We start from the raw sequence: 22,172 nt of genomic DNA, 5'->3' as shown, positions 1-22,172 counted from the left end.
ATGGATTTTGCCGTCCTCGAAGGCTTTGAAGGTCAATTTGCAATCGTCGAGATCGATGGCCGGACCACCAATGTCGATCGTAAGCTGGTCAGCACCGACGCCAAACAAGGCGATGTGCTCCGCTGGAATGGCCATAACTGGATTCCGGATGAGAAGGCAACGGCGCAGCGATCCTGTGACATGAAGAAGTTAATGGATGAGGTGTGGGGCGATTAAGGCCAGTTGAGGTAAGCTTACTTCAGCTCAGCTCAGCTCGCTGCCCTGCAAATCCCGAGCTTGATCTGAGTCTGTGGCAGGATATTACAGCTCTATACGTGTACAAGTAAAAAGGGCAGCACCCTCTGATAAACCAGAAGAGCTGCCCTTATTTGTTTAGTTAGGAGCTAATAAGACAATATATTAAATTGCCGGTTCGCAGTTTGCGTACAAGCGCGTAAAACGTTTATTCCCAGGACACGATGAACTGCAGGCTGCCTGTGAATTCATACGGGCCAAATTCTGCCGGCAGGATGAAGTGATCGCCCTTGCGGACCGGATAGACCTTGCCGCCGGCTTTGAGCTCGCCTTCTCCGTTCAAGGCACTGAAGATTTTATAGGCAGCGCCCGGTTCAAATGCAGACGGGCCGCTCACTTCCCATTTTTGAACCGTAAAGAAATCGTTAGAAACGAAGGTAGTGATCGTCGTTCCGTCCTGCTGGCTGCTCTGGTGCTCCGTTGGGACATAGCGCTGAGGAATTGTAGTTACATCAATCGCTTTCTCCAGATGCAGTTCCCGTGTATTACCTGCGCTGTCTTTACGGTCATAATCATATACCCGGTAAGTGGTATCTGAGCTTTGCTGCGTTTCCAGCACCACAATACCTTTGCCAAGAGCATGGATCGTACCGCTTGGTACATAGAAGAAGTCACCGGGCTTGACGGCAATCCGGGTCAGGAGCTCGTTCCATTTGCCTTCCTGAATCCAGCTGACAAGCTGCTCTTTGCTGGCTGCTTCATGGCCGTATACGATTTCTGCACCTGGCTCCGCGTCTACAATATACCAGCATTCGGTCTTGCCGAGCTCGCCGTTCTCGTGTTCGCCCGCGTAGGTATCGTCTGGATGAACCTGGACGGATAAATCATCCGAAGCATCCAGCAGCTTGGTGAGCAGGGGGAACACTTTAGAATCTGAATGGAACAGCTCTTGATGATTTGCCCATAAATCTCCTAGTTTCTGACCTGCAAATTCACCTTCACGAACTGTGCTTTGGCCGTTTGGATGGGCCGATACCGCCCAGCACTCACCCGTGTGGTCGCTTGGAATTTCATAGCCAAACAAAGTGTTAAGCTTTGTGCCGCCCCAGATCCTGTCCTGGAATACGGGATTCAGAAAAATAGGTTGGTTCATCTCCATTCTCCTTTATAAACAGACTTTACTTTACAAAACTTGACGATAAACTTTTATGTAAAGTATCATTATTTTTAGTGTAGCATGTTTTAGGAGGATAGCAAAGGTGGCAAGGCCAAAGAAGATTTCGATGCAGACGATTGCGGATGAGCTGAATATATCTAAAAATGCGGTTTCACTAGCTTTATCAGGAAAGAAAGGCGTTAGTGAACAGATGCGCAAAGAAATTAAACAGCGTGCGAAAGAGCTGGGCTACGGCATGCCGGATAAATCCCCTGCCAGCCCCAACATCCTGGTGCTCGTTCCGGAGCGGGTAATGAGCTATGAGGATAACGAACATTTTCACTATTTTCATGATTTGCTGTGGGGACTCGAAGCGAGCATCCGCAAACAGGGCTGCAACGCTGTCATTGCCCGGATTGATGCGCAGATGGAGCAGCAGGGAATCCTGCCGGGGATTTTTGAGATCGAGCACGTAGGAGTCATTCTGTTCGGGATTATCCATAAAGCTTATGCCAGAATGGTATGGGAGCTGAAGACGCCGCAGGTGATGCTCGACTCCTATTACCGCGATCTGCCATGTGCTGTGGCTGCCTCGTCCAATCTGGAAGGGGCGCATGCGGCGGTCGCTTATTTGCTGGAACTTGGGCACCAGCGCATCGGCTTTGTAGGCCCGTCCAATTTATCGACAAGTCATGAGGATCGCTGGTTTGGTTATTGGAAAGCGCTGTCAGACCAAGGTCTGCAGCCTAACATGGAGGATTGTCTTATCTATTCGGACGGATATCGATCGACGCGGGAGGAGATTTCCGCATTTTTGGACCGGCACGAGGGCAGCATGCCGACCGCTTTTTTCTGCAGCAATGACCGGGTTGCTTTGATTCTGTCAGAGCTGCTGAGGGAGCGGAAATATGCGGTTCCAAATGAAGTCTCTGTTATAGGATTTGATGATGTTCCTCTGGCTGCAGCTGCGGCGCCTCCGCTGTCAACGATGCGGGTTGCGAAGCAGGCCATGACTGAAGCAGCCGTCAGGCTGCTCCTCTCAGAAGCGGGGGGCAGCCGCGAGCGGATTTATTTTGGCGTCCTGCCAAGCCTGGTCGTACGGGAATCGACATGCCGCTTGTTGGAGGGTTAACATAAATCAGCATCGAATATAGTAAAATGAAGATATAATCTTTTTAACAGTTCACTTGATAAAGAGACGGGAGTTGAGCATGATGCGATCCATTTGTGTATTTGCAGGCAGCCGGCCTGGCATTGCTGCAGAGTATACGGAAGCTGCGGTCAGTTTGGGCCGGGCCCTGGCCGTGGAAGGCATCAAACTGGTGTACGGCGGTTCCCGGAATGGTCTGATGGGCTGTGCGGCAAACGAAGCGCTTGCTGCCGGCGGCCAAGTAATTGGAGTAATGCCGACAGGTCTTTTTAAAGAAGAGATCGTTCACCGGAGTTTGACCGAATTGTTTGAAGTGGATGGCATGCATGCGCGTAAGGCCAAAATGGGGGAGCTTGCCGACGGGTTCATTGCATTGCCAGGAGGCGTAGGCACATTTGAAGAATTGTTTGAAGTGCTGTGCTGGTCGCAAATCGGCATTCACAGCAAGCCGGTCGGCCTGCTCAATGTGGGCGGATATTACAATCCGCTGATTTCTTTTATAGAACACAGCGTCAAGGAGGGCTTTACTGGACCGGCTACGCTGGACTCCATTCATGTTGCGGAAGAACCGCTTGCCCTGCTTGAGAAGATGAAGCTGCAAGCTGCCGGATTATCCGGAGCAGGCTGGGAGTGGAAGGGTTAGGCAGCCGGAAGCTGCTTAACCCTATAGGCCAATACAGGTAATAGGCCAATACAGGCAAAAAAACAAGCCCCTCTAAGCTCATTCGCTTAACAGGGGCTTGTATGGTTTTCTCCACTCTATTATCTATATTCTTATTTGTATTTGTAATTGTATTTATATTTATATTCGTTTATTGGTGCAGCTTCGATCAGGCAGCATGTTTGCTATGGGTTGGAATGTGGGCGTCAGGGCCGGTTTTGTTTTCCTCCCGTTTAAAGAGGTTACGCAGGAAAGGCATCACCCAGCGGTCAAGACCGATTTTGCCGGCGTTAGCAGCTGCGACAACAAGGAAGATTTCCAAAATGAGCATTTGAGCATTAGTGCTTACTGTACCCGAGAACAAGAACGCGCTGTTCATAACTACGGCCATCAGTGCTGCGAAGGTGCTGAAGGTACCGAGAATCAGTCCCAGTCCGACCAGAAACTCTCCGAGCGGTACAATGACATTGAAGAGGCCGACATGAGGAAGAGCGAATTGCTGCAGGAAGTCCGCCCACCAGCCTTGAACAGCAGGGTTTTCGCCGGTGCTTTTAGCGATGGCGCCTTGCAGGAAACCGCCTGCGTCAAAGCCGCCAGTCAATTTTTCATAGCCGTGTGTGATCCATTGGTATCCAAGATAAACTCTGACGACAGTCAGCAGCCACATTGCAACTTTGTTAGTTCTCAGCCAATTGTTAAACATATAAATCTCTCCTTTGATAGATTCTCTATTTGGGTTTGTTGTTTCTTTTGTTGTTTCTTTTGTTGTTTCTTTGTAAGATGATCATCTCTTATGGCTTTAGTATAAGTGATTTATTTCACAATATATGTGATTTAAATCACATTCAATAAATTTATTTCAATTTTTTATTAATGATCTTCGAGCTAATGAGGGTAACGGGCTTGGACTCCAAATTGTTTTAATCTCTTCATAAGCGTTTATTAGGACAAGTGAGCGGTTAATCAAGAGGTTAACAAGCATAAATTACAGCACTTGAGGAAAATGTACAGCTCAACAATCAAGATTATGTACAGCTTAACAAAGAGAACGAGGAGGGGTTTCAATGACGAAGCTGGTCGCCGGATTATTTGCTAACAGGCAGGATGTGTCGCTGCTGATTGAGGATTTGAAGAAACAAGATGTCGATTCAAAGGATATCTTAATCATAGTCAAGGACTACAATGAATTGAACCAAATAGCTGAGGATGCGGGATGGAAGGCACCGGAGAGCGGGAATGCGGGGAATACGATTTTTGGCGTGCTGAGAGGACTTACGGAAATAATGGAGGGAGCCAGAGGTGAAGCCTCTGCTTTAGGTCCTGCAGCGGAAACTCTTGCCGGAGCGGATCTGTGGGCAGCAAGCGATTCTCTGGCTGTTCCTCTCATTGGCATTGGTGTGCCTGAAGAAGATGCGCAGATGTATCACAAACAGGTTGCAGACGGACGCTTTCTGGTATTGGTTCAGTGTGATGAGGAGAAGGCCGTCTCGATAAAGGATGCCATGCACGAGCATGACAGCCTTTCAAGTTAAATCAGCTTAGGACGGGATGAAATCAAATCAAAGCAAGCTGACCACCAGAAGCTCATAAAGCACAAGCGGCAGAATGACCCGGCCAGGATTGGCTGGAGGATACGGAGGATAGCCCGGATAAGGGGCATGCGGCGGAAAATAGGCTCTGCTCTGCAGGTCCGCGGTCTGCGCCGGAACACTTAAGAACAGATGTCCGCTGTCAATGGCTGTAACAATTCCTTCATAAGTATTGCCATCCACCGTTTTGACATGAAGGTTACGGTTCAAGTAGTACCCGCAGCGCTGGTGAAACTGTTCCCGAACTTCTTTGATGGATGAGGCTGTGTCTGGATGAAGCTGATGGATCACGGAGGAAAAAGGGGATTGGGCAGACATGTTTGACGACCTCCAAGGGCTCATTTATTTGATAATCCACAATATGCATCTGCCCAGTTTAAAGTGAATCTTTTGGTGATTCTGGCGTTTTATTAGGCTCTGGATTTATTTCTCTTAGATTTGCGGCCGCTGCGGGAATTAGGGCGGGCTGCGCGGGTACCGGCGGTCGGGGCTGTGTCAGAAGGTCCTGCTTCAATGATATTATACGTGACAAATGGCTGATAAACCGGAACGCAGTGGTGTTTATGCACAATTTGTACGGGCTGAATGACCGGAACCAGCTGCGGATGATAGAAGTTTTGCACCGCAACGACGGGATCCAGCACAATCGGATCAGCAGGAGGACAGCATCCTTTGTTCATCTCTAATCAACTCCTTGGTTGTTGGGTTAATGCATTATACTGTCGCCTCAGCTTGTATTCTTGTTTATTCGTCTAGATATAAGCAATTTGTAAGAAAAAAGCCTCACAAATCAGGAGCCGGCCAGGCTCTCCTTGTGCATGCAAACCACGCTTGAAGGAAATCTTATTTGAGAAGGAGGTGCTTTACATGAAAAAAGTCAAAGAAATTATGACTCAGAGTCCGGTCACCGTGACGCCTCAGGACAACATTTACGAAATCGCCGTCAAAATGAAGGAGCATGACACCGGCTTCATTCCTGTAGTAGCAAGCGAAGGCAGCGACCGCCTGATCGGCGTGGTAACAGACCGGGACCTGGTCATCCGCGGTTATGCCGATAAGCATTCCGGTTCAACGGCTGTTGATGTGGTTATGACTAAAAATCTTCAAACCGCCACCGCGGACATGTCCGTCGATGACGCTGCCGAGCTGATGGCCGAGCAGCAGGTCCGCCGTCTGCCGGTGACGGAGGGCGACCGCCTCATCGGGGTTATCTCCATTGGGGATATGGCGGTTAAGCACATCTTTGTTGATAATGCCGGCGAAGCGCTGAGCGATATTTCACAGCAGATCCACTAATAACGGTGTACCGTTAGAGTTCATGATAACGTTATGAATGTTATGAATGTTACGGATTCAGTCTAAGACAGCCCTGAGGGGCTGTCTTTTCTTATGTCAAAGCCGTGTAGTCAGGCTTAAAAATCTTTTACAACATCTCCCATCTGCTTGTATAATAAGTTCATAATATGCGGAAAATTCCATTTTTCTGCTGAAGGAGCTTTGGCTTAGATAAATGGAGCCAGGGAGGGCAGGATTGAATATACATGTATGGACGGAGCGTTTGGTAAATACTGAAATGGGGATAAAGGAGCAGAGTTATGATGCAGCCAAACCGTAATGTCATCAGTAAAATATTGTTCTGGATCGGCATAATCATTCTTGCCTTTGGTTTTGTAAGCGGTTTTGCAGCGGGCGGTGCGGCGGAAGAGAGCCGTTCAGGCTTTGATCTCGGCGCCACCCTGACTATTTGGGCATCCACCATGATTCCCGGCTTTCTGATTATCGGCTTCTCCGAGGTCATCCGGCTGCTTCAGGACGTCAGAGACGTGGTGATCAGAACGAGAAGAAGACGGAATGTAGATCCTCCTTTAAATGAAAGTCATGAATACAGCCCGGCTGGCGGCGGTTCCGCCTCAGATCCTCTCCCCAGATATGACAGGGAAGCGGACGAGGCCAACCGCGAACCGGATATGCCGAAGCCTTTTCCCCGCCTGAGCCGGGAGAACCTGTTCCCTGAGGGCGAGAGAGCTTTCAAATTTCATAAGCTGATTAAGCGGATTAATGCCTTGGAATTCTACCTGGAGGTAGAGGACAGAGTCACGCTTGAGGAGAAGCTGGGAGAAGTGAAGCGGCTTTACTTCGAGGTCAAGCATCTTGTGTTCACCTTGGGGCTTGAGGATGATCCGGTCTGGCTGAATGTAGTGGAATCCGTCAAGTTTGTTGAAGAGGAACTGACCCGGCTCAACAAGCAGGACACCAGGGCCTACGGGTAATGCTTCGCTAATGTTGAAGTGTAATGCATTTGCTGAATAAATTTCTTTCTTGCTTTTCTTGAGGAAGGTATGATATTATGAATCTCGCTGAAGGACGGTAGCTCAGCGGGAGAGCACTACCTTGACAGGGTAGGGGTCATGGGTTCGATCCCCATCCGTCCTATACGAGAAAAACCCTTGTATATCAAGGGTTTTTCTCTTTTTATTGGCAGAAATATGCACTTACATAAGCCTCCAAAATACATAGTTGGTGCCGAGAAAAACATTTCCCCGAAGGCGTCCACGGTCTCCCTTTGCATGTGTGGTGTGATGTGGGAATATCGGTCGAGTATCTTAATACTGGACCAGCCCATACGCTCTGCAATCCGCTTGCTGTTCTCTCGCATCTTGAAGAGCATAACCACATGAGTATGCCGGAGATCGTGGAAACGAATTTTCTGGAGTAGCTCCACTTCCTCACCTTTAGCTTTCTCTCTGCAAGGTTTCCGGAAGGAAGGGAAAGACCAGATAGTATTTCCTTACGCTCCATCAGTAGCAGTCCACGAAGGTTTGACACTTTAACATCAATATATCGAATATAGCGAAGAAAGCCGGCTGCTGAACGGTCATGCGTGAAATCCTATGGGCCCGTTTGGCCTGAAATCGGCTCATAACATCCTCGAAAAATCGAAATGCCAATTTCAGGATCTACCCAAGCGACCGCTCCATCTAAAATTTATCGTCTGGGAAATGCAAATGCAGCTCTGGGTATTGCCGGGCACAGTCGTTATTGTGTCGGGTATACAGTCGGACGTTGCCGGACTTTTGGGAATATATAAGGCGATGGCCGTCGATTTTCGGCTCGTAGATAAAGCGCGGATCGGAAAACGGACCGGGCGCCGTCGCTAGTAGCATCGAATCAAATAAACATAAAAACACCTCTTTACCGATTATAGCGTTTGGCTATCCGGTAGTGAGGCGGTAAGTTGTGGGCGAGTTGTTATGCGCCACCACTACAACGCATAGGGCGAAGTTTCTCGTCGCATAATACTTCCTACAGGAGGTGTATTGTGTGAACAAGGAGAAAAATGCGAAGCACAGCTCCAAGCAAGTAAAAAAGAAATTAGGTGTTCCAAATCTTAATGTGGAATTTGCTGATGCAGATCCCCCTAAAGGAACATCCCAAAAGTCGAAGCAATAGTATGAGCATAAGACCACCGAGGCATAGATCCAGGGTGGTCTTTATTTATTTAGCATGAGAAGGGGAATCAAGATTATGGCAATCTATCTCCTTAAGGTTCCATTATATGGTACCTAATGCATGATCGACACTGGTGTAAAAAAACAAAGTTAATTTATGATTGGACTTAACTGATTTTGAGTATATACGTTGCAATTTTCCGTATAAACCTCCTTTTTCCGGCAAACAATGGAATAAGATGAAAAAGGAGGAGATTGCATGAATAGGCCTGTTTATGTTCCCCGGGCGTCCCGTTTGTCAATTCGTGAGCACCTTCATTCCTCTCGTTCACTTTTCCCTATTCTAAAAATAACGTCAGCTGCTCTGCTCGGCGGTATGCTGATAACCGTTCTTTCAGGCTGTGAACCACTGGCTGCAAGCGAAGCAACCTTAAAGATGCAGGCCATCTCCGAAGCGGAAAATAAGGCCTCCGGTTTACAGGTCATCCAGGACGTCTACGATAAATCTGTCGAAGCAGATGTGTACAGCTCTGCTTTTGTGAATCAGCCCTAGAGCGTTGACTCGTGAATCCGGTGTACAGAACAAGTATTTTTTTGTATAATAATTCAACTTGAATTTTGTACATAGGAGGCTTCTGAACAAATGGCTGCCGTAATTATCCCGGTTAAGACAGAACAACAATTGCAGGAATGTCTGGAGATTAGGAAAGAAGTTTTTGTTGAGGAGCAGAAAGTTCCGGTAGAGCTTGAAATTGATGAGTTCGATCATATTGCGGATGATGTCCACCACCTGCTGATCAAGCAGGACGGGCAGAACGCGGCGACCGGCCGGATCACGTATTATAAGGACAATGCGGCCAAGATGCAGCGCGTAGCCGTGCGGAAGCCGTTCCGTTCCCAAGGCATCGGCAAAGTGCTCATGCTGGGGCTGGAGGAGCTGGCCCGTGAGCTTGGTTTTGATAAAGCGGTGCTGGACGGGCAGCTTCATGCGATCCCTTTTTACGAGAAGCTTGGATATACCGTCACCAGCAAGGAACCGTTTGATGATGCGGGAATTATGCACCACCGGATGGAGAAGAAGCTGTAAGCGGCCGCATAAACTGCCAGATCCCGGTTAGAATAAGGTCATCCTGTCATAAGGAAATCCACATCAGGGAGTGTTGATGATGGCATTGCCTACAAGAGAGACCTTTATTGCGGTGCAGAAAAATGGAGACGGCGACCTGACCGCCTTCAAAACGTCAAGCGGCCGTGTGCTGAATTACGACGACGCGCTCAAAGAAGTGCAGGCTGGCGCGATTGCCGGGGTTAATGTTTTTAAAGGCAGGGACGGCGAATTTTATATCCGGGGGGACGCCGACGGCGATCCGACCAACAATTTGGATGCGCTGCCTTTCTTCTGAGGTTAAAACCAGCCGTTCTTGAATAGATTTGTAATCGGGCACTTCCGGATTTTTCGGGGGTGCCTTGATTTTTGACAGCTCCCTTCTTATAATAATTAAAAATATTTGGAAAAAGTCGTGGAACGGGAGAGTAGCTGAAGCAGCCGACGTGCAAGCGAGCCGGGAGGGTGGGAGCCGGTACGGAGGTGTTCGGCGAAGCGGACCCGGGAGACGGGCTGCCGAAAGAGCAACAGGTAGGCGGCCCCGGAAGCAAACCGTTATTTGTTCAAGCGGCCGGAAGATGCAGTCTGTCACGGTGCAGCCCGTTAAGGTTGATTCTGCAAGGCGGAGTCTGCTATGGCGGATGCTGCTATCGTCATTAGTAAATCCGGCAACAAGAGTGGTACCGCGAGTTCCCTGTCCTCGTCTCTTTACAAGAGACGGGGCTTTTTGTTTTTCCTGCCAACAAAATTAAAGGGGAGCTGGTACGCATGTTAGGCGAATGGATCAAAGAAATGATCGAAGAAGGGGTACAAAGAGTTCTTGAGCTGCAGAAGCAGCCGCCCAAGGATGAACGGAAGGAGCAGGCCGGTGAAGGGAGAAAGGGGAGTCCTGGTCCCCAGGCCGAGGTACAGATCGAGCAGCCTGCCAGGCTGGAGCATGGGGATTTTTCCACGAATATTGCCATGCAGCTGGCAAGGGTGCTGAAGCGTTCGCCAATGGCAATTGCGGAGCAGATTTGCAGCGAACTGAACGCCGGGGATAGCCCGCTGGTATCCAAAATCGAGATCGCAGCACCTGGTTTCATCAACGTCTTTATTAACTGGAGCGAATGGGCGAAGCTGACGCGAGAAGGGCAGGAAGGTCAGGAAGGGCAGCCCAAGCTGCAGACCGCCGGCCGGAAAATCGTTGTAGAGCATACCTCGATTAACCCGAATAAATCCGCACATATCGGCCATCTGCGCAACTCCTGCATCGGGGACACTTTGGTACGCATGCTGAGGACAGCCGGCGCGGAAGTCGAAGTGCACAATTACATTGATGATTTGGGGAATCAGCTGGCGGACACCGTGGTTGGCCTGCTGCATACGCCGGTATCAGGGGAGTACGCCCGTTTCGGGGATTACTGCTGGGATGTTTATTCGGGGCTTCATAAGCAATTTGAGAACCAGCCCGAACTGGTTGAAGAGCGTACAAACGTGCTGCATGCGCTGGAAGAAGGACAGGGGAACCTGGCTTGGGTCGGATACATCACAGCTGCGCAAATTGTCCGTGAACACTTGGAGGAGATGCAGGCCTTCGGGATCGGTTATGACCTGCTGGTGTGGGAGAGCAGTATTGTGAGGGAAGGCTTCTGGGATGCTGCCTTCGAGCAGCTGAAGGGGACTCCGAATTTTATAAGGGAAACATCGGGCCGGCTGGCCGGCTGCTGGGTGCTGAAGCAGGGAGAGGACTCTTCACCTTTTGTGCAGGGAACGGAATCGGGGGTGGAGCCGGGCAATGCAGCTGCAGAGCAGGAAATGACAGATGATGCGTATGGATCCGGCTTTACAAAAGATAAGGTGCTTGTCCGCTCAAATGGCATTTTGACTTATACGGCCAAAGATATCGCTTACCATTTATGGAAATTTGGGCTGCTGGGCAGGCAGTTCCGTTACAGCACATTTGCGGAAGGAGTATGGTCAACGGGGAAACAGGGCGAGGACAAAGCGTTCGGAAATGCCGATACCGTAATTAACGTTATCGACCACAGGCAGGAGTATCCGCAGGCCATGGTGCGTCAGTCGCTTGAGCAGATGGGTTATGCCGAGCAGGCTGCACGCCTGCTTCATGTCAGCTATGGCGTGGTATCTCTCAGCCGCCAGACGGCTGGTGAGCTTGGCCTGGATACCTCGGACGGCAAAAGCTCTTACGCCATGTCCGGCAGACAAGGGATCGGGATGAAAATCTCCGTTTTGCTGGATAAAATGGAGCAGGTCATCGCCAGCAGCCGCCAAAGTCCGGATGGGCTGCCCAGCCGGGTCATCGCCGCTGCCGCAATCCGCTACTATTTACTGCGGTATAATTTGCAGACAGAGGTGATATTTGATCTCCAGCAGGCTACAGAAATTACCGGGAATACCGGTGTGTACCTGCTCTATACGTATGCGCGGTCACTGAGTGTGCTGAGCAAGGGGGCGGAAGCCGGAGCAGAGGGAGTATCTGGAGCTGCGCAGCCGCCTTCACATGGAGCTGAAGAAAAGCATGAACGCTACGCTCTCGTCCCGGACTTCTGGCCGGACACTCTTGAACCAGCCGAACATGCGCTTATCCGTCAGATTGCCGGGTGGCCGGAGCTGCTGCAGGCGGCCTGCCGGGAGCTGGCGCCGCATATGCTCTGCAGCTATGCTTATGAGTTAAGTTCGCTGTTCAATAATTTTTATGGAGCCTGCCCGATTCTTAAAGCGCCCGCCGGACAAAGAAGCTTCCGATTGTGGCTGACAGCCCGGTTTAATGAGACCTTGAAGGAGGTCCTGGACGCTTTGGGCCTGCCTGCTCCTGAGCGGATGTAGCGATTCAGCCGGAAGGCGCAAAATATTGAGAAGTTTTCCCTCTGCCCACCGCAACTCGCGCTGACTTGGACTCGTATAATTAAGCAGCAGCGAAGAATGATAGGAGGGATAACAGCATGGGATGGAAAAGAACGGCAGCTTTTGTGCTTTTATTCTCCCTGGTGGGCAGTACGCTACTTTACGCAGATGGCACATCGCAGAAGATTAAAGTTCTGTTCAACAGCCGCGAATTATCGGATGGGGCCTATGTAATCGACGGAAAGACGTATGTGCCTATCCGGGAAATGGGCGGATTGGTTACCTATAATGACGATTCCAAGACGGTTAAGCTCAATAAACCGAATGTTCATATTTTTCTGTTCAAAGGGGATACCCCTTTCGGAAATGTAAATGTAGGGAAGCTCAAATTCAATGTCTTCTGCCAGATTGATAGTCTGACGACGGATATCAGCTCTATTAAAGTAGCGATAACCGCCCCCGACGGATCGGTTAAATCCATTCAATCACAGGAGATCGGGAAGGATCAGAAAGACAACTTCTGGTTCCGTACGTCGGACTTTACCTATGATTTTGATGCGGCCGGAAAATATTCGGTCGGCTTCTACATGAAAGCCGCGGGAGACGACAGCTATACCCTGATTTCGCAGAAAGTGGTTACCGCCATCGACAACTAAATGCTAGAGGGGCCCCGTCAATTGTCTAAATTGACCTCTCTGGCGGAAAGTGTTACGATACGATGGTAGCCAAAGGCTGTTTTATTACACAACCGAAAGTAGGTAGAATCCATGAGCGATCACAATCATGTTCACGGCGAGAATTGCGATCATGATCACGACCACGAACACGAAGAGTTCGTATTGACTTTAACAGATGAAGAAGGCAAGGACGTTGAGATGGTTCTTGTTGAAACTTTTGATGTAGGCGAAAATGTTTATGCCCTCCTGCTCGAGCGCAGCAATCCGGAAGCAGACGGCATTATTCTCCGCCTTGAAGAGCAGGATGAAGAAATGGTTCTCCTGAACATTGAGGATGAAGAGGAATGGGCGCGTGTGGAAGAAGCCTTCAATGAATTGGTGGCTTCCCAGGACGAGGCTTAATAGAAGCATACGGCTTAAAGATCATGAAAAAGGCTCCCTTCGGGGAGCCTTTTTCATGTTTATCATGCTTATCCGGTTCTTTAGAAGATCGGATCTGCCTCAATAATCACTTTGACGTTATTGATATAGCGGTCTTCAGGGCCTTTTACCGGCAATCCGACCTCTACATGGTCAACGATATAGTCGATATTTTCCTGGGTGATAACCTCTCCCGGCAGCAGGATCGGAATTCCCGGCGGGTAGACATAGATGAACTCGGCAATAATCCGGCCAGCCGATTCTCTGAATGGTACCACTTCGGTGTCGGCATAGAATGCGTCACGCGGAATGAGTGAGAGCTGCGGAATTTCCGGTGTTTTGACGATGAGCTCCTTAACCTCACCTTTCTGGTGATAGGCCTCGGAGAGGTCGCGCAGCGCCTTCAGCAGCGTGTCTACCGTCTCCTGCGTATCACCGGTGGTGACGAGACACAGAATGTTATACATATCGGAGAGTTCGACTTCAATATTATAATGCTCGCGAAGCCAATTTTCCGTTTCATAGCCTGTAATTCCCAGATGACGGACGTGAATGGTAACCTTCGTCGGGTCCATGCCGTAAGCGGCTTCACTGCCCAGAATCTCTTTGCCGAACGAGTACAGGCCGTCAATTTTATTGATCTCGTCGCGCAGATATCCGGCAAGGCCGATGGCTTCGGTTAACAGATCGTGGCCGTTCAGGATGAGATTGCGGCGCGCCGCATCAAGGGATGCAAGCAAAATATAAGACGTCGAGGTTGTGGTCAGCATGCTGATGATCGTCTGCACGCGCTGCGGGTTGATCAGGCCATTTTTCGCGTTGATGTTGAGCACCGAGCTTTGGGTCATCGAGCCGCCGAGCTTATGCACGCTGGTTGCGGCCATGTCCGCTCCGGCCTGCATAGCCGATACCGGAAGGTCTTCATGGAAATGGATGTGTACGCCATGGGCTTCATCCACCAGAACCGGAATGTGATGACTGTGCGCCAGCTCCACAATTTCCTCCAGATGGGCAACCACTCCGAAATAAGTCGGATTAATGACCAGCACCGCTTTGGCATCCGGATGGCGCTTCAGCGCCCGGCTTACGGAAGAGGTCGTGATTCCATGGTCAATGCCGAGCTCGTGATCCTGTGCAGGAGACACAAATACCGGCTTGGCCCCTGCAAAAATAATAGCGGACATTACGGATTTATGAATATTCCGCGGCACAATAATTTTATCGCCGGGAGAACATACGGACATAATCATCGTTATAATTGCACCGCTTGTCCCCTGTACGGAGAAAAAGGTGTGCGTAGCGCCAAACGCGTCGGCTGCCAGCTTCTGGGCTTCTTCAATAACTCCGGTAGGCTGATGAAGATCATCCAGTGGAGCAATATTAATCAGGTCAATTGACAAGGCGTTATCGCCGATAAATTCACGAAATTCTTGATCCATACCGAGCCCTTTTTTATGCCCGGGAATATGAAATTGTACGGGATTGCCGGCCGCATGGGCTTTCAATGCGGTGAGAAGCGGCGTACGGTTGTGATCCATGGTAGGCCGTCACTGCCTTTCTGATATGAAATATAAACAAAGTTGAGTATAACAAAAAGAGTCGGGAATGCAAGTACAAGCTGCAGGGCTCACCCCGCGCCGAGCGCTTTTTAATTATTGGCGATGGGTTAGAATTCCACTTCCGGAGGGCACACTGTGTAGCAGGCAGGCCTTTTATTTTACACAGGCGGGAGATGGACAGAGCATGAAATTCAAGGTCAAAGGTTTGGAAAGACAGGTGCTGACTCCGACTCTGATTTACTTGTGGCTGATCATGTTCCTGATCGAAGTCGTCAAGAGCGCCCTTCTGGTCACCATTCTGCCTGTTTACATGGGCAGTGTGCTCGGATTGTCGGCCTTTGCGATCGGGTGGTCGCTCTCCCTGCAGTATATCGGGGATAATTTCTTCCGCAGCCCGGCCGGGTGGCTCGTGGAGCGAATCGGGTTTCGGCTCACGATGCTTGCCGGTTTGGCCCTGGCGCTGGGCGCCGTTGCCTTAATTGCCTGGGGCAGGCAGGCGGGCGTGATTGCTGCAGCATGCACCCTGCTGGGAATCGGTACGGCCCCCTTGTGGCCAAGCGTGCTGGTAGGCATTTCGGATATGAATGAAGGCAAGCAGAACTTCGGAACGGCCATGGGTATCATTCAAATGTCCACCCTCGGGGGAACCGGCGCAGGACCGGTTATTATTAATCTGTTTATTCATCAATCGTATTCGTCTGTATTCTGGATTCTGCTTGCCTGCCTTGCCGCAGCCATGCTGTTTGCTCTTCTGCTGCCGGGTTCAGCGAGAACACCAAGAACACAGAGAACCCAGAAAACGCCAAGAACGCCGCATGGGCAGAAGGCAAGCAGACTCCGCACCCTGATCAGCCATTTCAGCAGCACGTTCTCCATGGTCCGGAACAGTCTGCACGTCAGCCGGCTGCTGTATCCGGCGCTGTTTCTCCAATCGTTTGCAGTCGGGCTTCTCACGCCGATTATTACACTTTATATCCGGACCGTTCTGGGTCTCTCTCCCGGCATGTTCAGCGTTTTGCTGGTCACAGGCGGCGCGGTAACCGTACTTGGGCTGATCCCGGTGGGCAAACTCGTGGACAAGCACGGGACCCGGATATTTTTAAACATCGGCTTCTCGCTTGCTTGTTTATCCATTCTGGGACTCGCCTTATTCCGGGATCTCGCTGCGGTTTGGATTCTGGTTATCGGCGCCGGGCTGAGCTATGCGTTTATTCTGCCTACCTGGGATACGATGATTGCCGGCCAGCTTCCGAAAGGGGAGAAGGGGACCGTATGGGGGCTGTTCTTGACCATTCAAGGCACCGGCATGGTGGCTGGGCCCATTGTCTCCGGCAAGCTGTGGGATGTGTACGGTCCGTCTGCGCCTTTTCTGGTCAGTGCGGCATCCATGGGCGCTTTGCTGCTTATTCATCTGTGGATCTCAAGGCCGGCGCCTCCGGCTGCCGCCGAAACAGGGACAACAGAAATTCACAAACCGGCTCATGCACCTGTAAAAAGAAAAAGCGGGCCCAAGGCCCGCGTACGCTGATTTAAAACATTCCCGGCTGAAAAAATCCCGGTTAAAAATTCCTGGCCTTCAATATTCCCGGCCGCTGACCGCAGCCAGCCTTACCTGCTTTCCTTCTATAAAATAGACAGCAAATCAGCTTCAGTTATAAGCTCTGCCAATCCAATCAGAATGAAACCCGGTAAAGAGGAAGCAGCGTTTCGAAAGTGCTGCGGATCAGCTCTTCCAGCTGTTCTCCATTCTCTGCTTGAGCGGAGCCGCGGGGAAGACTGAGGCCGCACAGCAGCTCGGATTTCTTCACCTTTTGCAGCTTGGTGCCCATTTCAGCGAGCTCGGCTTCGGTAATCTCCGCATTCAGCCTGCCGCCCGGAGTCATATGATCCATGGACCAATAGAACGCTTCTGGAACCTGCGATTTGATGTCCCCGGCATGCTGTTCCAAATACCGCCCGATCACTTCTTTGTTGGAGCTTTCATAAATGACGGCATACACGATGAACAGATGCGTGGAGAACAATCCGACCTGAAAATGAGGCAGCGCCTTGTAGCCGCGCTTGCTGCTGCTCCACGCCACCCAGGTATCGTTAGGCGGGTTAATGGTCCGTCTGGCATGTTTGGCAACATGAGCGAACATTTCATCACCGGTCAGAGCGGACAGAAACGGTGTGATTTCGCTTCCGATGCTCTCCAGCTTGGGACGTACGTTTGTGATCAGGGCCTCCATGCGGGGCTCAAGCCCCGGAACGGCCATCGTATCGAAGTCCTTGATCGTAAAACCTGCTAATGACATGAACTAGCCTCCTGAAGACATAAGATCAACTCGATCCTAGCGAGTTACCCTGATTATAACACAAGCAGCGGACAAGCCGCCCGGCCTGCCGGGGGAGCCTGGCATTGTCCGGCAGATTTTACCTATTCTGCGTCACAAGCGCCTTTATCCGGTTAAAAATAATCATTAATCCAAGTTACCTTCACATAGGATGGAGTATAAGATATTGTAAATTCTGTTTAAAAGAGTGGAAACCAAGGTTTTGCAGCTGTGCAAAACGCCAGAGGAGGGCGTGCCGTGAACAAGAGCTACGAGGTCGAGTACTGCAATCTGGATCTGCGTTTCGAGCGCCGGCACCTGCAGCAGTTAATCCGGGACCTGATCCAGGACGGATATTCGCTGTATTGGAGCGAAAACGATTCTATCTTCATTATTTCCGTGAGAACCGGACGTAAGCTGACAAAACTTCGCTTTGAACGGCTGGGGCAGGGCTATAAACTGGTTGGAGACTATGTAATTAAAGATGCAAAGCTGGCTGAATGGCTGGAGAAGCTGATCGGGGACCTGCGGGGTCACGCTGTGGTCAAACGTTTTAAAGACAGACAGATTCTGATTGAGAATATTTTGTTCGGCGAAGTCATCCGGCAGGTTGAAATTTCAGGACTGGAGCATAAGGTGCTTTATCAAAAAGACCCCGTTCCAAGCGCCGCCAAAATGTCGGTCATGTACCAGTCCCGTTTGTCGGAGCAGCGGACCGAGCAGCTTCTGGTGGAGATGGATGAAGAGCTTGATAAGCTGAACGCTGCCCTGAAGGAGCAGAACTCTGAGGAAGCCGAGGCAGTAAAGCAGAAGCTTGAGCACATCAGACGGAATTTGATGGAGCTGGAGTGGAAATAATACCTCAGCCTTCAGAGAATAGGAAGAAGATCAGAAAATGGCAAGCTTAAACACCTCGGAATTTCATTTTCAGGGGTGTTTTATGTTGATTTCATGAAGGCTGGCCCGCTGAGTGGATATTGCTGCTTGAAGATGATATTATTGGAGACAAATTAGAACTATATCATGCCGCAAAGGATGGAGAAAAAAATGTCTAAACAGCAAATTGGCGTTGTCGGACTGGCCGTAATGGGTAAAAACCTTGCGCTTAACATCGAAAGCAAAGGGTTCAGCGTGTCGGTGTTTAACCGTTCCCCGCAAAAGACACACGACCTGCTCGAAGAAGCAAAGGGCAAAAATCTGGTAGGCACTTTCTCAATTGAAGAGTTTGTTGAATCTCTTGAAACCCCTCGCAAGATTCTGATTATGGTTCAAGCGGGTCCTGCAACGGACGCAACAATCGAACAGCTTGTCCCTCACCTGGATGAAGGGGATATTATTATAGACGGCGGCAATGCCTTTTTCCCTGATACACAGCGCCGCAGCAAGGAACTAGAAGCCAAAGGCTTCCGTTTCATCGGCACAGGCGTATCCGGCGGTGAAGAAGGTGCGCTTCACGGCCCTGCGATTATGCCGGGCGGACAGGAAAGCGCGTATAAACTGGTTGAACCGATTTTGACGGCGATTTCCGCTAAAGTGAACGGTGACCCATGCTGTACTTATATCGGACCTGACGGTGCCGGCCACTATGTGAAAATGGTGCATAACGGTATCGAATACGGCGATATGCAGCTGATCGGCGAAGCTTACCACCTGCTGAAGGACGTGCTTGGCCTGGACGCCAAGGATTTGCATGAAACGTTCACAGAGTGGAACAAAGGCGAGCTGGACAGCTATCTGATTGAAATTACGGCTGACATCTTCTCCAAGTACGATGAAGAAACAGGCAAGCCGATGGTGGATGTCATCCTCGATGCTGCCGGCCAGAAAGGCACCGGTAAATGGACAAGCCAAAGCGCCCTCGATCTCGGCGTACCGCTCTCCATGATTACCGAATCCGTCTTCTCCCGCTTCTTGTCCGCCATGAAGGATGAGCGCGTAGCAGCAAGCAAAATTTTGAGCGGTCCTGCTGCCAAGCCTTTTGACGGCGACAAAGCCGAGTTTATTGAAAATGTGCGCAAAGCCTTGTTCGCAAGTAAAATCGTCTCCTATGCCCAAGGCTTCGCTCAAATGCGCAGCGCTTCCGACGAATACGGCTGGGATTTGAAATACGGCAACATTGCCATGATCTTCCGCGGCGGCTGCATCATCCGTTCGCAGTTCCTGCAGAATATCAAGGACGCTTACGACCGCGATTCGCAGCTGAAGAACCTGCTGCTTGATTCCTATTTCAAGAACGTTGTCGAAAGCTATCAGGATGCATGGCGTAAAGTGGTAAGCACAGCAGTTGCTAACGGCATTCCTGTTCCAGGCTTCTCCAGCGCCCTTTCTTACTATGACAGCTACCGCACAGAGCGTCTGCCGGCGAACCTGCTGCAGGCTCAGCGTGACTATTTCGGCGCGCATACGTTCAAGAGAGTGGATAAAGAAGGCGTCTTCCACTATCACTGGTTCTAATCCATGCAGCTCTGACACAAAGAAGCGTCAGGACGGCTTTAAGGCCGTTCGGCGCTTTTTTTCTATTTGTAATGGATGCCAGCTTCTGAGACATGTGATATTATGGTATGAAAAAAGTGAACAGCAGAAGGTAGGTGCGTTATGCGGCCGGAGCAGGAGAACTGGATTCTCATCGGCATGATGGGAACCGGCAAATCAACGGTGGCGGAGCTGCTTGCCCGGAAGACCGGCAGAAAGCTGGTGGATCTTGACGCCGAAATCGTCAACGAGGCAGGCTGTCCGATCGCTGATATTTTTGAGCAGCAGGGTGAGGCGGCGTTTCGGGCGCTGGAATCCTCCGTGCTGGACCGGATTCTGCAGAATCAGCAGGTGGTCCTCGCTACAGGCGGCGGTGCGGTTCTTAAGCCGGAGAACTGCAGCCTGATGCGGGACAAGGGCTGGGTAATCGCGCTGAAAGCCGATGCGGCCGCGATTCTGAAGCGGGTTGGAGAAGACAGCGGCCGGCCGCTGCTGGCCGGCGGTGCTCAGGAGAGGATTATACGTCTGCTGGAAGAGCGTAAACACGCTTATGATTTTGCCCATTGCACAGTCGATACTAATGGACTGGAGCCCGAACAAGTAGCGGAACAGATTTTAATGCATCAACGCGTTTAATCACATTAGTGGAAGGGGCTTATTATTCGTGGATATTATCGTTAGGCCAACCCCGGAGCTTAAAGGGGAAATTCAGGCGCTCTCATCTAAAAATTATACGACAAGATACCTGCTCGTTGCAGCACTCGCGGAAGGGACCAGCATTGTCCGTTATCCGGCACACAGTGAAGACAGCGACGCCATGCGCCGCTGTATTGCCGACTTGGGGGCTGTCCTCGAAGAGGATGACGAGCAGATTGTAATCACTGGTTTTGGCTCCAGGCTGAGCAGTGTTAAAGAGCTGAATGTGGGCAATGCCGGGGCAGTACTCCGCTTCCTGATGGCGATCGCGGCCTTATCTCCGGAGATTACATTTGTTAATACATATCCGGATTCTTTGGGCAAACGTCCGCATAGCGATCTGATTACGGCCCTGGAGCAGATGAATGTAGAGGTCGAGCATCAGAACGGCAGGCTCCCGATCACGATCCGCGGAGGCCAGCCAAAGGGCGGCAAAATTACCGTTTCAGGCGAAGTCAGCTCGCAGTATCTCAGCGCTCTGCTGTTCCTGACTCCGCTTCTGGAGGAAGACAGCGAAATTACCGTGACCGGCGATTTGAAATCAAAGGTCGTGATCGGCCAGACACTGGAAGTGCTGGAGCAAGCCGGTATTAAGGTGGAAGCCGCTGCGGACTACTCCTCCTTTAAAGTGCCGGGCAGACAGAAATACCAGGCGCAGACATATGTGGTTCAAGGCGATTATCCGGGCTCGGCAGCGATTCTGGCAGCTGCTGCGGTTACCCGCTCGGATGTAACGGTTCACCGGCTGGCTGAGAAGAGCAAGCAGGGCGAACGTGCAGTTGTAGATGTGCTGCAGATGATGAACACTCCGCTGCGTCATGAAAATGGAAGCGTGCGGGTGCAGGGCAACCGCCAGCTCCGGGCAGTGGAGTTCGACGGGGACGCGGCGACGGATGCGGTGCTGGCGATGGTGGCCGCAGCTGTGTTTGCAGAGGGAACCTCCCGCTTTTACAATGTGGAGAACCTGCGGTATAAAGAGTGCGACCGGATCACGGATTACCTGACGGAGCTTAAAAAGGCCGGGGCTGACGTGGAAGAGAAGCGGGATGAGATTATCGTGCACGGCCGGCCCTACGGTGTAGAGGGCGGTACGACGATCGACGCTCATTTCGATCACAGGGTCATCATGGCATTGACGGTGGTTGGCCTGCGTGCCCTTAACCCGATTGTCATTAAAGACGCGCATCATGTGGCTAAGTCTTATCCGCAGTTTTTCGAGCATATCACAGCGCTTGGCGGAGACGTGGAATGGGTAAAAGAATCCTAAAGGCTGCCTCAAGCAGCTTAGGATGCTCTTAATACGAAAGTCGAAAGGCGGGACGTGTGATGGCTTTTACCAATCCGGGACGAGACAAACGGAAAGAGATTCTTGAAGGCGCCGATACGATTGCCGTTGTCGGTTTATCCGATAAGACAGACCGCACCTCCTATATGGTGGCCCAGGCTATGCAGAAGCGCGGATACCGGATTATTCCGGTAAACCCTTCGGTGGAGGGCGAGATCCTCGGGGAACGCTGTTATCCTTCCCTGAAAGAAATCAAGGAGCCGATTGACATTGTCAACGTTTTCCGGCGGAGCGAGTTTACACCGGATATTGCCAAAGATGCCGTGGAGGCCGGGGCTACCACCCTGTGGCTGCAGCAGGGCATATTCAATGAGCAGGCGGCAGAGATGGCGGGCAGAGCCGGATTAAACGTGATCATGGACAGCTGCATTAAGGTCGAGGACGCGATTCTTCAGCCTTCCCGGCCAGCCAAGCAGTAGCCTCTGAAAGGTATAATTAGAACTGCCTTAATATGGAATCCTCCGGGATTCCTTTTTTTGTACTGATATGGACAGAGG

27 protein-coding genes, 1 tRNA gene and 1 other annotated feature are annotated in these 22,172 nt (G+C 50.8%); of the genes, 20 read left to right on the top strand and 8 right to left on the bottom strand.

Features of this window, described 5'->3' with window-relative positions:
- Positions 1-216, top strand: a complete 216-nt coding sequence (locus FCN15_RS01485; protein WP_138493164.1) for a DUF3006 domain-containing protein — start codon at positions 1-3, stop codon at positions 214-216.
- 226 nt (positions 217-442) lie between these two features.
- On the opposite strand, the gene manA is transcribed toward FCN15_RS01485, so the two are convergent.
- On the bottom strand, positions 443-1,387 hold the full coding sequence (gene manA, locus FCN15_RS01480; protein WP_138493163.1) for a mannose-6-phosphate isomerase, class I: 945 nt from the start codon (positions 1,385-1,387) through the stop codon (positions 443-445).
- Between the two features lie 106 nt (positions 1,388-1,493).
- On the opposite strand from manA, the gene FCN15_RS01475 reads away from it, so the two are divergent.
- Positions 1,494-2,522 (top strand): LacI family DNA-binding transcriptional regulator, encoded by a 1,029-nt coding sequence (locus FCN15_RS01475; RefSeq protein WP_138493162.1) that lies wholly within the window; start codon positions 1,494-1,496, stop codon positions 2,520-2,522.
- Between the two features lie 82 nt (positions 2,523-2,604).
- Positions 2,605-3,183, top strand: coding sequence for an LOG family protein (locus FCN15_RS01470; protein ID WP_138493420.1), 579 nt, complete (start codon positions 2,605-2,607; stop codon positions 3,181-3,183).
- 187 nt (positions 3,184-3,370) lie between these two features.
- Here FCN15_RS01470 and FCN15_RS01465 read toward each other — a convergent pair whose 3' ends face one another.
- A complete protein-coding gene (locus FCN15_RS01465; protein WP_138493161.1) occupies positions 3,371-3,904 on the bottom strand; it encodes a DoxX family protein in 534 nt (177 codons plus the stop codon).
- 361 nt (positions 3,905-4,265) lie between these two features.
- On the opposite strand from FCN15_RS01465, the gene FCN15_RS01460 reads away from it, so the two are divergent.
- The gene (locus FCN15_RS01460) at positions 4,266-4,733 is read left to right on the top strand and encodes a general stress protein (RefSeq protein WP_138493160.1); all 468 of its coding nucleotides are present in this window, start codon (positions 4,266-4,268) and stop codon (positions 4,731-4,733) included.
- 27 nt (positions 4,734-4,760) lie between these two features.
- Here FCN15_RS01460 and FCN15_RS01455 read toward each other — a convergent pair whose 3' ends face one another.
- Together FCN15_RS01455 and FCN15_RS01450 are read right to left on the bottom strand one after the other, a co-directional pair.
- The gene (locus FCN15_RS01455) at positions 4,761-5,108 is read right to left on the bottom strand and encodes a hypothetical protein (RefSeq protein WP_138493159.1); all 348 of its coding nucleotides are present in this window, start codon (positions 5,106-5,108) and stop codon (positions 4,761-4,763) included.
- 92 nt (positions 5,109-5,200) lie between these two features.
- Positions 5,201-5,470 (bottom strand): hypothetical protein, encoded by a 270-nt coding sequence (locus tag FCN15_RS01450; protein WP_138493158.1) that lies wholly within the window; start codon positions 5,468-5,470, stop codon positions 5,201-5,203.
- 187 nt (positions 5,471-5,657) lie between these two features.
- Here FCN15_RS01450 and FCN15_RS01445 point away from each other — a divergent pair, with 187 nt between their 5' ends.
- The 3 genes from FCN15_RS01445 (at position 5,658) to FCN15_RS01435 (ending at position 7,223) form a co-directional block, all read left to right on the top strand.
- Positions 5,658-6,086: a CBS domain-containing protein gene (locus FCN15_RS01445; protein WP_138493157.1), complete on the top strand. Its 429-nt coding sequence runs from the start codon at positions 5,658-5,660 to the stop codon at positions 6,084-6,086.
- A 302-nt stretch (positions 6,087-6,388) separates the two neighbouring features.
- Complete coding sequence (locus FCN15_RS01440; protein WP_162515263.1) at positions 6,389-7,060, top strand: hypothetical protein; 672 nt, start codon at positions 6,389-6,391, stop codon at positions 7,058-7,060.
- 91 nt (positions 7,061-7,151) lie between these two features.
- Positions 7,152-7,223, top strand: a tRNA-Val gene (locus FCN15_RS01435).
- On the opposite strand, the gene FCN15_RS19385 is transcribed toward FCN15_RS01435, so the two are convergent.
- Together FCN15_RS19385 and FCN15_RS19380 are read right to left on the bottom strand one after the other, a co-directional pair.
- Complete coding sequence (locus FCN15_RS19385) at positions 7,177-7,512, bottom strand: tyrosine-type recombinase/integrase (protein WP_420819535.1); 336 nt, start codon at positions 7,510-7,512, stop codon at positions 7,177-7,179. The genes FCN15_RS01435 and FCN15_RS19385 overlap by 47 nt on opposite strands.
- 256 nt (positions 7,513-7,768) lie before the next feature.
- On the bottom strand, positions 7,769-7,954 hold the full coding sequence (locus FCN15_RS19380) for an ATP-dependent DNA ligase (RefSeq protein ID WP_238996477.1): 186 nt from the start codon (positions 7,952-7,954) through the stop codon (positions 7,769-7,771).
- A gap of 157 nt (positions 7,955-8,111) precedes the next feature.
- Here FCN15_RS19380 and FCN15_RS19585 point away from each other — a divergent pair, with 157 nt between their 5' ends.
- The 7 genes from FCN15_RS19585 (at position 8,112) to FCN15_RS01400 (ending at position 13,270) form a co-directional block, all read left to right on the top strand.
- Positions 8,112-8,240 (top strand): hypothetical protein, encoded by a 129-nt coding sequence (locus FCN15_RS19585; RefSeq protein WP_275259468.1) that lies wholly within the window; start codon positions 8,112-8,114, stop codon positions 8,238-8,240.
- Positions 8,241-8,498: 258 nt separating this feature from the next.
- Complete coding sequence (locus tag FCN15_RS01425) at positions 8,499-8,792, top strand: hypothetical protein (protein ID WP_138493155.1); 294 nt, start codon at positions 8,499-8,501, stop codon at positions 8,790-8,792.
- Between the two features lie 90 nt (positions 8,793-8,882).
- Positions 8,883-9,326, top strand: a complete 444-nt coding sequence (locus FCN15_RS01420; RefSeq protein WP_138493154.1) for a GNAT family N-acetyltransferase — start codon at positions 8,883-8,885, stop codon at positions 9,324-9,326.
- Between the two features lie 79 nt (positions 9,327-9,405).
- The gene (locus FCN15_RS01415; RefSeq protein WP_138493153.1) at positions 9,406-9,642 is read left to right on the top strand and encodes a DUF3892 domain-containing protein; all 237 of its coding nucleotides are present in this window, start codon (positions 9,406-9,408) and stop codon (positions 9,640-9,642) included.
- A gap of 109 nt (positions 9,643-9,751) precedes the next feature.
- Positions 9,752-10,055 (top strand) — a binding site (T-box leader).
- Positions 10,056-10,112: 57 nt separating this feature from the next.
- Complete coding sequence (locus FCN15_RS01410) at positions 10,113-12,173, top strand: arginine--tRNA ligase (protein WP_238996454.1); 2,061 nt, start codon at positions 10,113-10,115, stop codon at positions 12,171-12,173.
- Positions 12,174-12,289: 116 nt separating this feature from the next.
- Positions 12,290-12,847, top strand: coding sequence for a copper amine oxidase (locus FCN15_RS01405; protein WP_138493152.1), 558 nt, complete (start codon positions 12,290-12,292; stop codon positions 12,845-12,847).
- Between the two features lie 111 nt (positions 12,848-12,958).
- Complete coding sequence (locus FCN15_RS01400; RefSeq protein ID WP_138493151.1) at positions 12,959-13,270, top strand: DUF1292 domain-containing protein; 312 nt, start codon at positions 12,959-12,961, stop codon at positions 13,268-13,270.
- Between the two features lie 80 nt (positions 13,271-13,350).
- On the opposite strand, the gene FCN15_RS01395 is transcribed toward FCN15_RS01400, so the two are convergent.
- On the bottom strand, positions 13,351-14,826 hold the full coding sequence (locus FCN15_RS01395; RefSeq protein ID WP_138493150.1) for an aminotransferase class I/II-fold pyridoxal phosphate-dependent enzyme: 1,476 nt from the start codon (positions 14,824-14,826) through the stop codon (positions 13,351-13,353).
- A 205-nt stretch (positions 14,827-15,031) separates the two neighbouring features.
- On the opposite strand from FCN15_RS01395, the gene FCN15_RS01390 reads away from it, so the two are divergent.
- Positions 15,032-16,375 (top strand): MFS transporter, encoded by a 1,344-nt coding sequence (locus tag FCN15_RS01390; protein ID WP_138493149.1) that lies wholly within the window; start codon positions 15,032-15,034, stop codon positions 16,373-16,375.
- Between the two features lie 145 nt (positions 16,376-16,520).
- On the opposite strand, the gene FCN15_RS01385 is transcribed toward FCN15_RS01390, so the two are convergent.
- Positions 16,521-17,144 (bottom strand): DUF1054 domain-containing protein, encoded by a 624-nt coding sequence (locus FCN15_RS01385; RefSeq protein WP_138493148.1) that lies wholly within the window; start codon positions 17,142-17,144, stop codon positions 16,521-16,523.
- A gap of 276 nt (positions 17,145-17,420) precedes the next feature.
- On the opposite strand from FCN15_RS01385, the gene FCN15_RS01380 reads away from it, so the two are divergent.
- From FCN15_RS01380 to FCN15_RS01360, 5 genes are all read left to right on the top strand, one after another.
- Positions 17,421-18,020, top strand: a complete 600-nt coding sequence (locus FCN15_RS01380; protein WP_138493147.1) for a hypothetical protein — start codon at positions 17,421-17,423, stop codon at positions 18,018-18,020.
- Between the two features lie 189 nt (positions 18,021-18,209).
- Positions 18,210-19,616: an NADP-dependent phosphogluconate dehydrogenase gene (gene gndA / locus FCN15_RS01375; protein WP_138493146.1), complete on the top strand. Its 1,407-nt coding sequence runs from the start codon at positions 18,210-18,212 to the stop codon at positions 19,614-19,616.
- A gap of 141 nt (positions 19,617-19,757) precedes the next feature.
- Positions 19,758-20,270 carry a shikimate kinase gene (locus tag FCN15_RS01370; RefSeq protein WP_138493145.1) on the top strand — a complete coding sequence of 171 codons (513 nt, stop codon included), beginning with the start codon at positions 19,758-19,760 and terminating at the stop codon, positions 20,268-20,270.
- Positions 20,271-20,298: 28 nt separating this feature from the next.
- Positions 20,299-21,597 (top strand): 3-phosphoshikimate 1-carboxyvinyltransferase, encoded by a 1,299-nt coding sequence (aroA, locus tag FCN15_RS01365; protein WP_138493144.1) that lies wholly within the window; start codon positions 20,299-20,301, stop codon positions 21,595-21,597.
- Between the two features lie 59 nt (positions 21,598-21,656).
- Positions 21,657-22,094 carry a CoA-binding protein gene (locus FCN15_RS01360; protein ID WP_138493143.1) on the top strand — a complete coding sequence of 146 codons (438 nt, stop codon included), beginning with the start codon at positions 21,657-21,659 and terminating at the stop codon, positions 22,092-22,094.
- The last annotated feature ends 78 nt before the right edge of the window (positions 22,095-22,172 follow it).

The sequence above is a fragment of the Paenibacillus pinistramenti genome (genome assembly GCF_005869875.1).
Taxonomy (GTDB): Bacteria; Bacillota; Bacilli; order Paenibacillales; family Paenibacillaceae; genus Fontibacillus; species Fontibacillus pinistramenti.
This window is presented reverse-complemented; position numbering and strand designations above follow the sequence as displayed.

Excerpts from the sequence above, each read along its gene's own strand:
- FCN15_RS01485 (WP_138493164.1), top strand. The coding sequence starts at position 1 with ATGGATTTTGCCGTCCTCGAAGGCTTTGAAGGTCAATTTGCAATCGTC.
- manA (WP_138493163.1), bottom strand. The coding sequence starts at position 1,387 with ATGAACCAACCTATTTTTCTGAATCCCGTATTCCAGGACAGGATCTGG.
- FCN15_RS01470 (WP_138493420.1), top strand. The coding sequence starts at position 2,605 with ATGCGATCCATTTGTGTATTTGCAGGCAGCCGGCCTGGCATTGCTGCA.
- FCN15_RS01465 (WP_138493161.1), bottom strand. The coding sequence starts at position 3,904 with ATGTTTAACAATTGGCTGAGAACTAACAAAGTTGCAATGTGGCTGCTG.
- FCN15_RS01460 (WP_138493160.1), top strand. The coding sequence starts at position 4,266 with ATGACGAAGCTGGTCGCCGGATTATTTGCTAACAGGCAGGATGTGTCG.
- FCN15_RS01455 (WP_138493159.1), bottom strand. The coding sequence starts at position 5,108 with ATGTCTGCCCAATCCCCTTTTTCCTCCGTGATCCATCAGCTTCATCCA.
- FCN15_RS01450 (WP_138493158.1), bottom strand. The coding sequence starts at position 5,470 with ATGAACAAAGGATGCTGTCCTCCTGCTGATCCGATTGTGCTGGATCCC.
- FCN15_RS01445 (WP_138493157.1), top strand. The coding sequence starts at position 5,658 with ATGAAAAAAGTCAAAGAAATTATGACTCAGAGTCCGGTCACCGTGACG.
- FCN15_RS01440 (WP_162515263.1), top strand. The coding sequence starts at position 6,389 with ATGCAGCCAAACCGTAATGTCATCAGTAAAATATTGTTCTGGATCGGC.
- FCN15_RS19380 (WP_238996477.1), bottom strand. The coding sequence starts at position 7,954 with ATGCTACTAGCGACGGCGCCCGGTCCGTTTTCCGATCCGCGCTTTATC.
- FCN15_RS01425 (WP_138493155.1), top strand. The coding sequence starts at position 8,499 with ATGAATAGGCCTGTTTATGTTCCCCGGGCGTCCCGTTTGTCAATTCGT.
- FCN15_RS01420 (WP_138493154.1), top strand. The coding sequence starts at position 8,883 with ATGGCTGCCGTAATTATCCCGGTTAAGACAGAACAACAATTGCAGGAA.
- FCN15_RS01415 (WP_138493153.1), top strand. The coding sequence starts at position 9,406 with ATGGCATTGCCTACAAGAGAGACCTTTATTGCGGTGCAGAAAAATGGA.
- FCN15_RS01410 (WP_238996454.1), top strand. The coding sequence starts at position 10,113 with ATGTTAGGCGAATGGATCAAAGAAATGATCGAAGAAGGGGTACAAAGA.
- FCN15_RS01405 (WP_138493152.1), top strand. The coding sequence starts at position 12,290 with ATGGGATGGAAAAGAACGGCAGCTTTTGTGCTTTTATTCTCCCTGGTG.
- FCN15_RS01400 (WP_138493151.1), top strand. The coding sequence starts at position 12,959 with ATGAGCGATCACAATCATGTTCACGGCGAGAATTGCGATCATGATCAC.
- FCN15_RS01395 (WP_138493150.1), bottom strand. The coding sequence starts at position 14,826 with ATGGATCACAACCGTACGCCGCTTCTCACCGCATTGAAAGCCCATGCG.
- FCN15_RS01390 (WP_138493149.1), top strand. The coding sequence starts at position 15,032 with ATGAAATTCAAGGTCAAAGGTTTGGAAAGACAGGTGCTGACTCCGACT.
- FCN15_RS01385 (WP_138493148.1), bottom strand. The coding sequence starts at position 17,144 with ATGTCATTAGCAGGTTTTACGATCAAGGACTTCGATACGATGGCCGTT.
- gndA (WP_138493146.1), top strand. The coding sequence starts at position 18,210 with ATGTCTAAACAGCAAATTGGCGTTGTCGGACTGGCCGTAATGGGTAAA.
- FCN15_RS01370 (WP_138493145.1), top strand. The coding sequence starts at position 19,758 with ATGCGGCCGGAGCAGGAGAACTGGATTCTCATCGGCATGATGGGAACC.
- FCN15_RS01360 (WP_138493143.1), top strand. The coding sequence starts at position 21,657 with ATGGCTTTTACCAATCCGGGACGAGACAAACGGAAAGAGATTCTTGAA.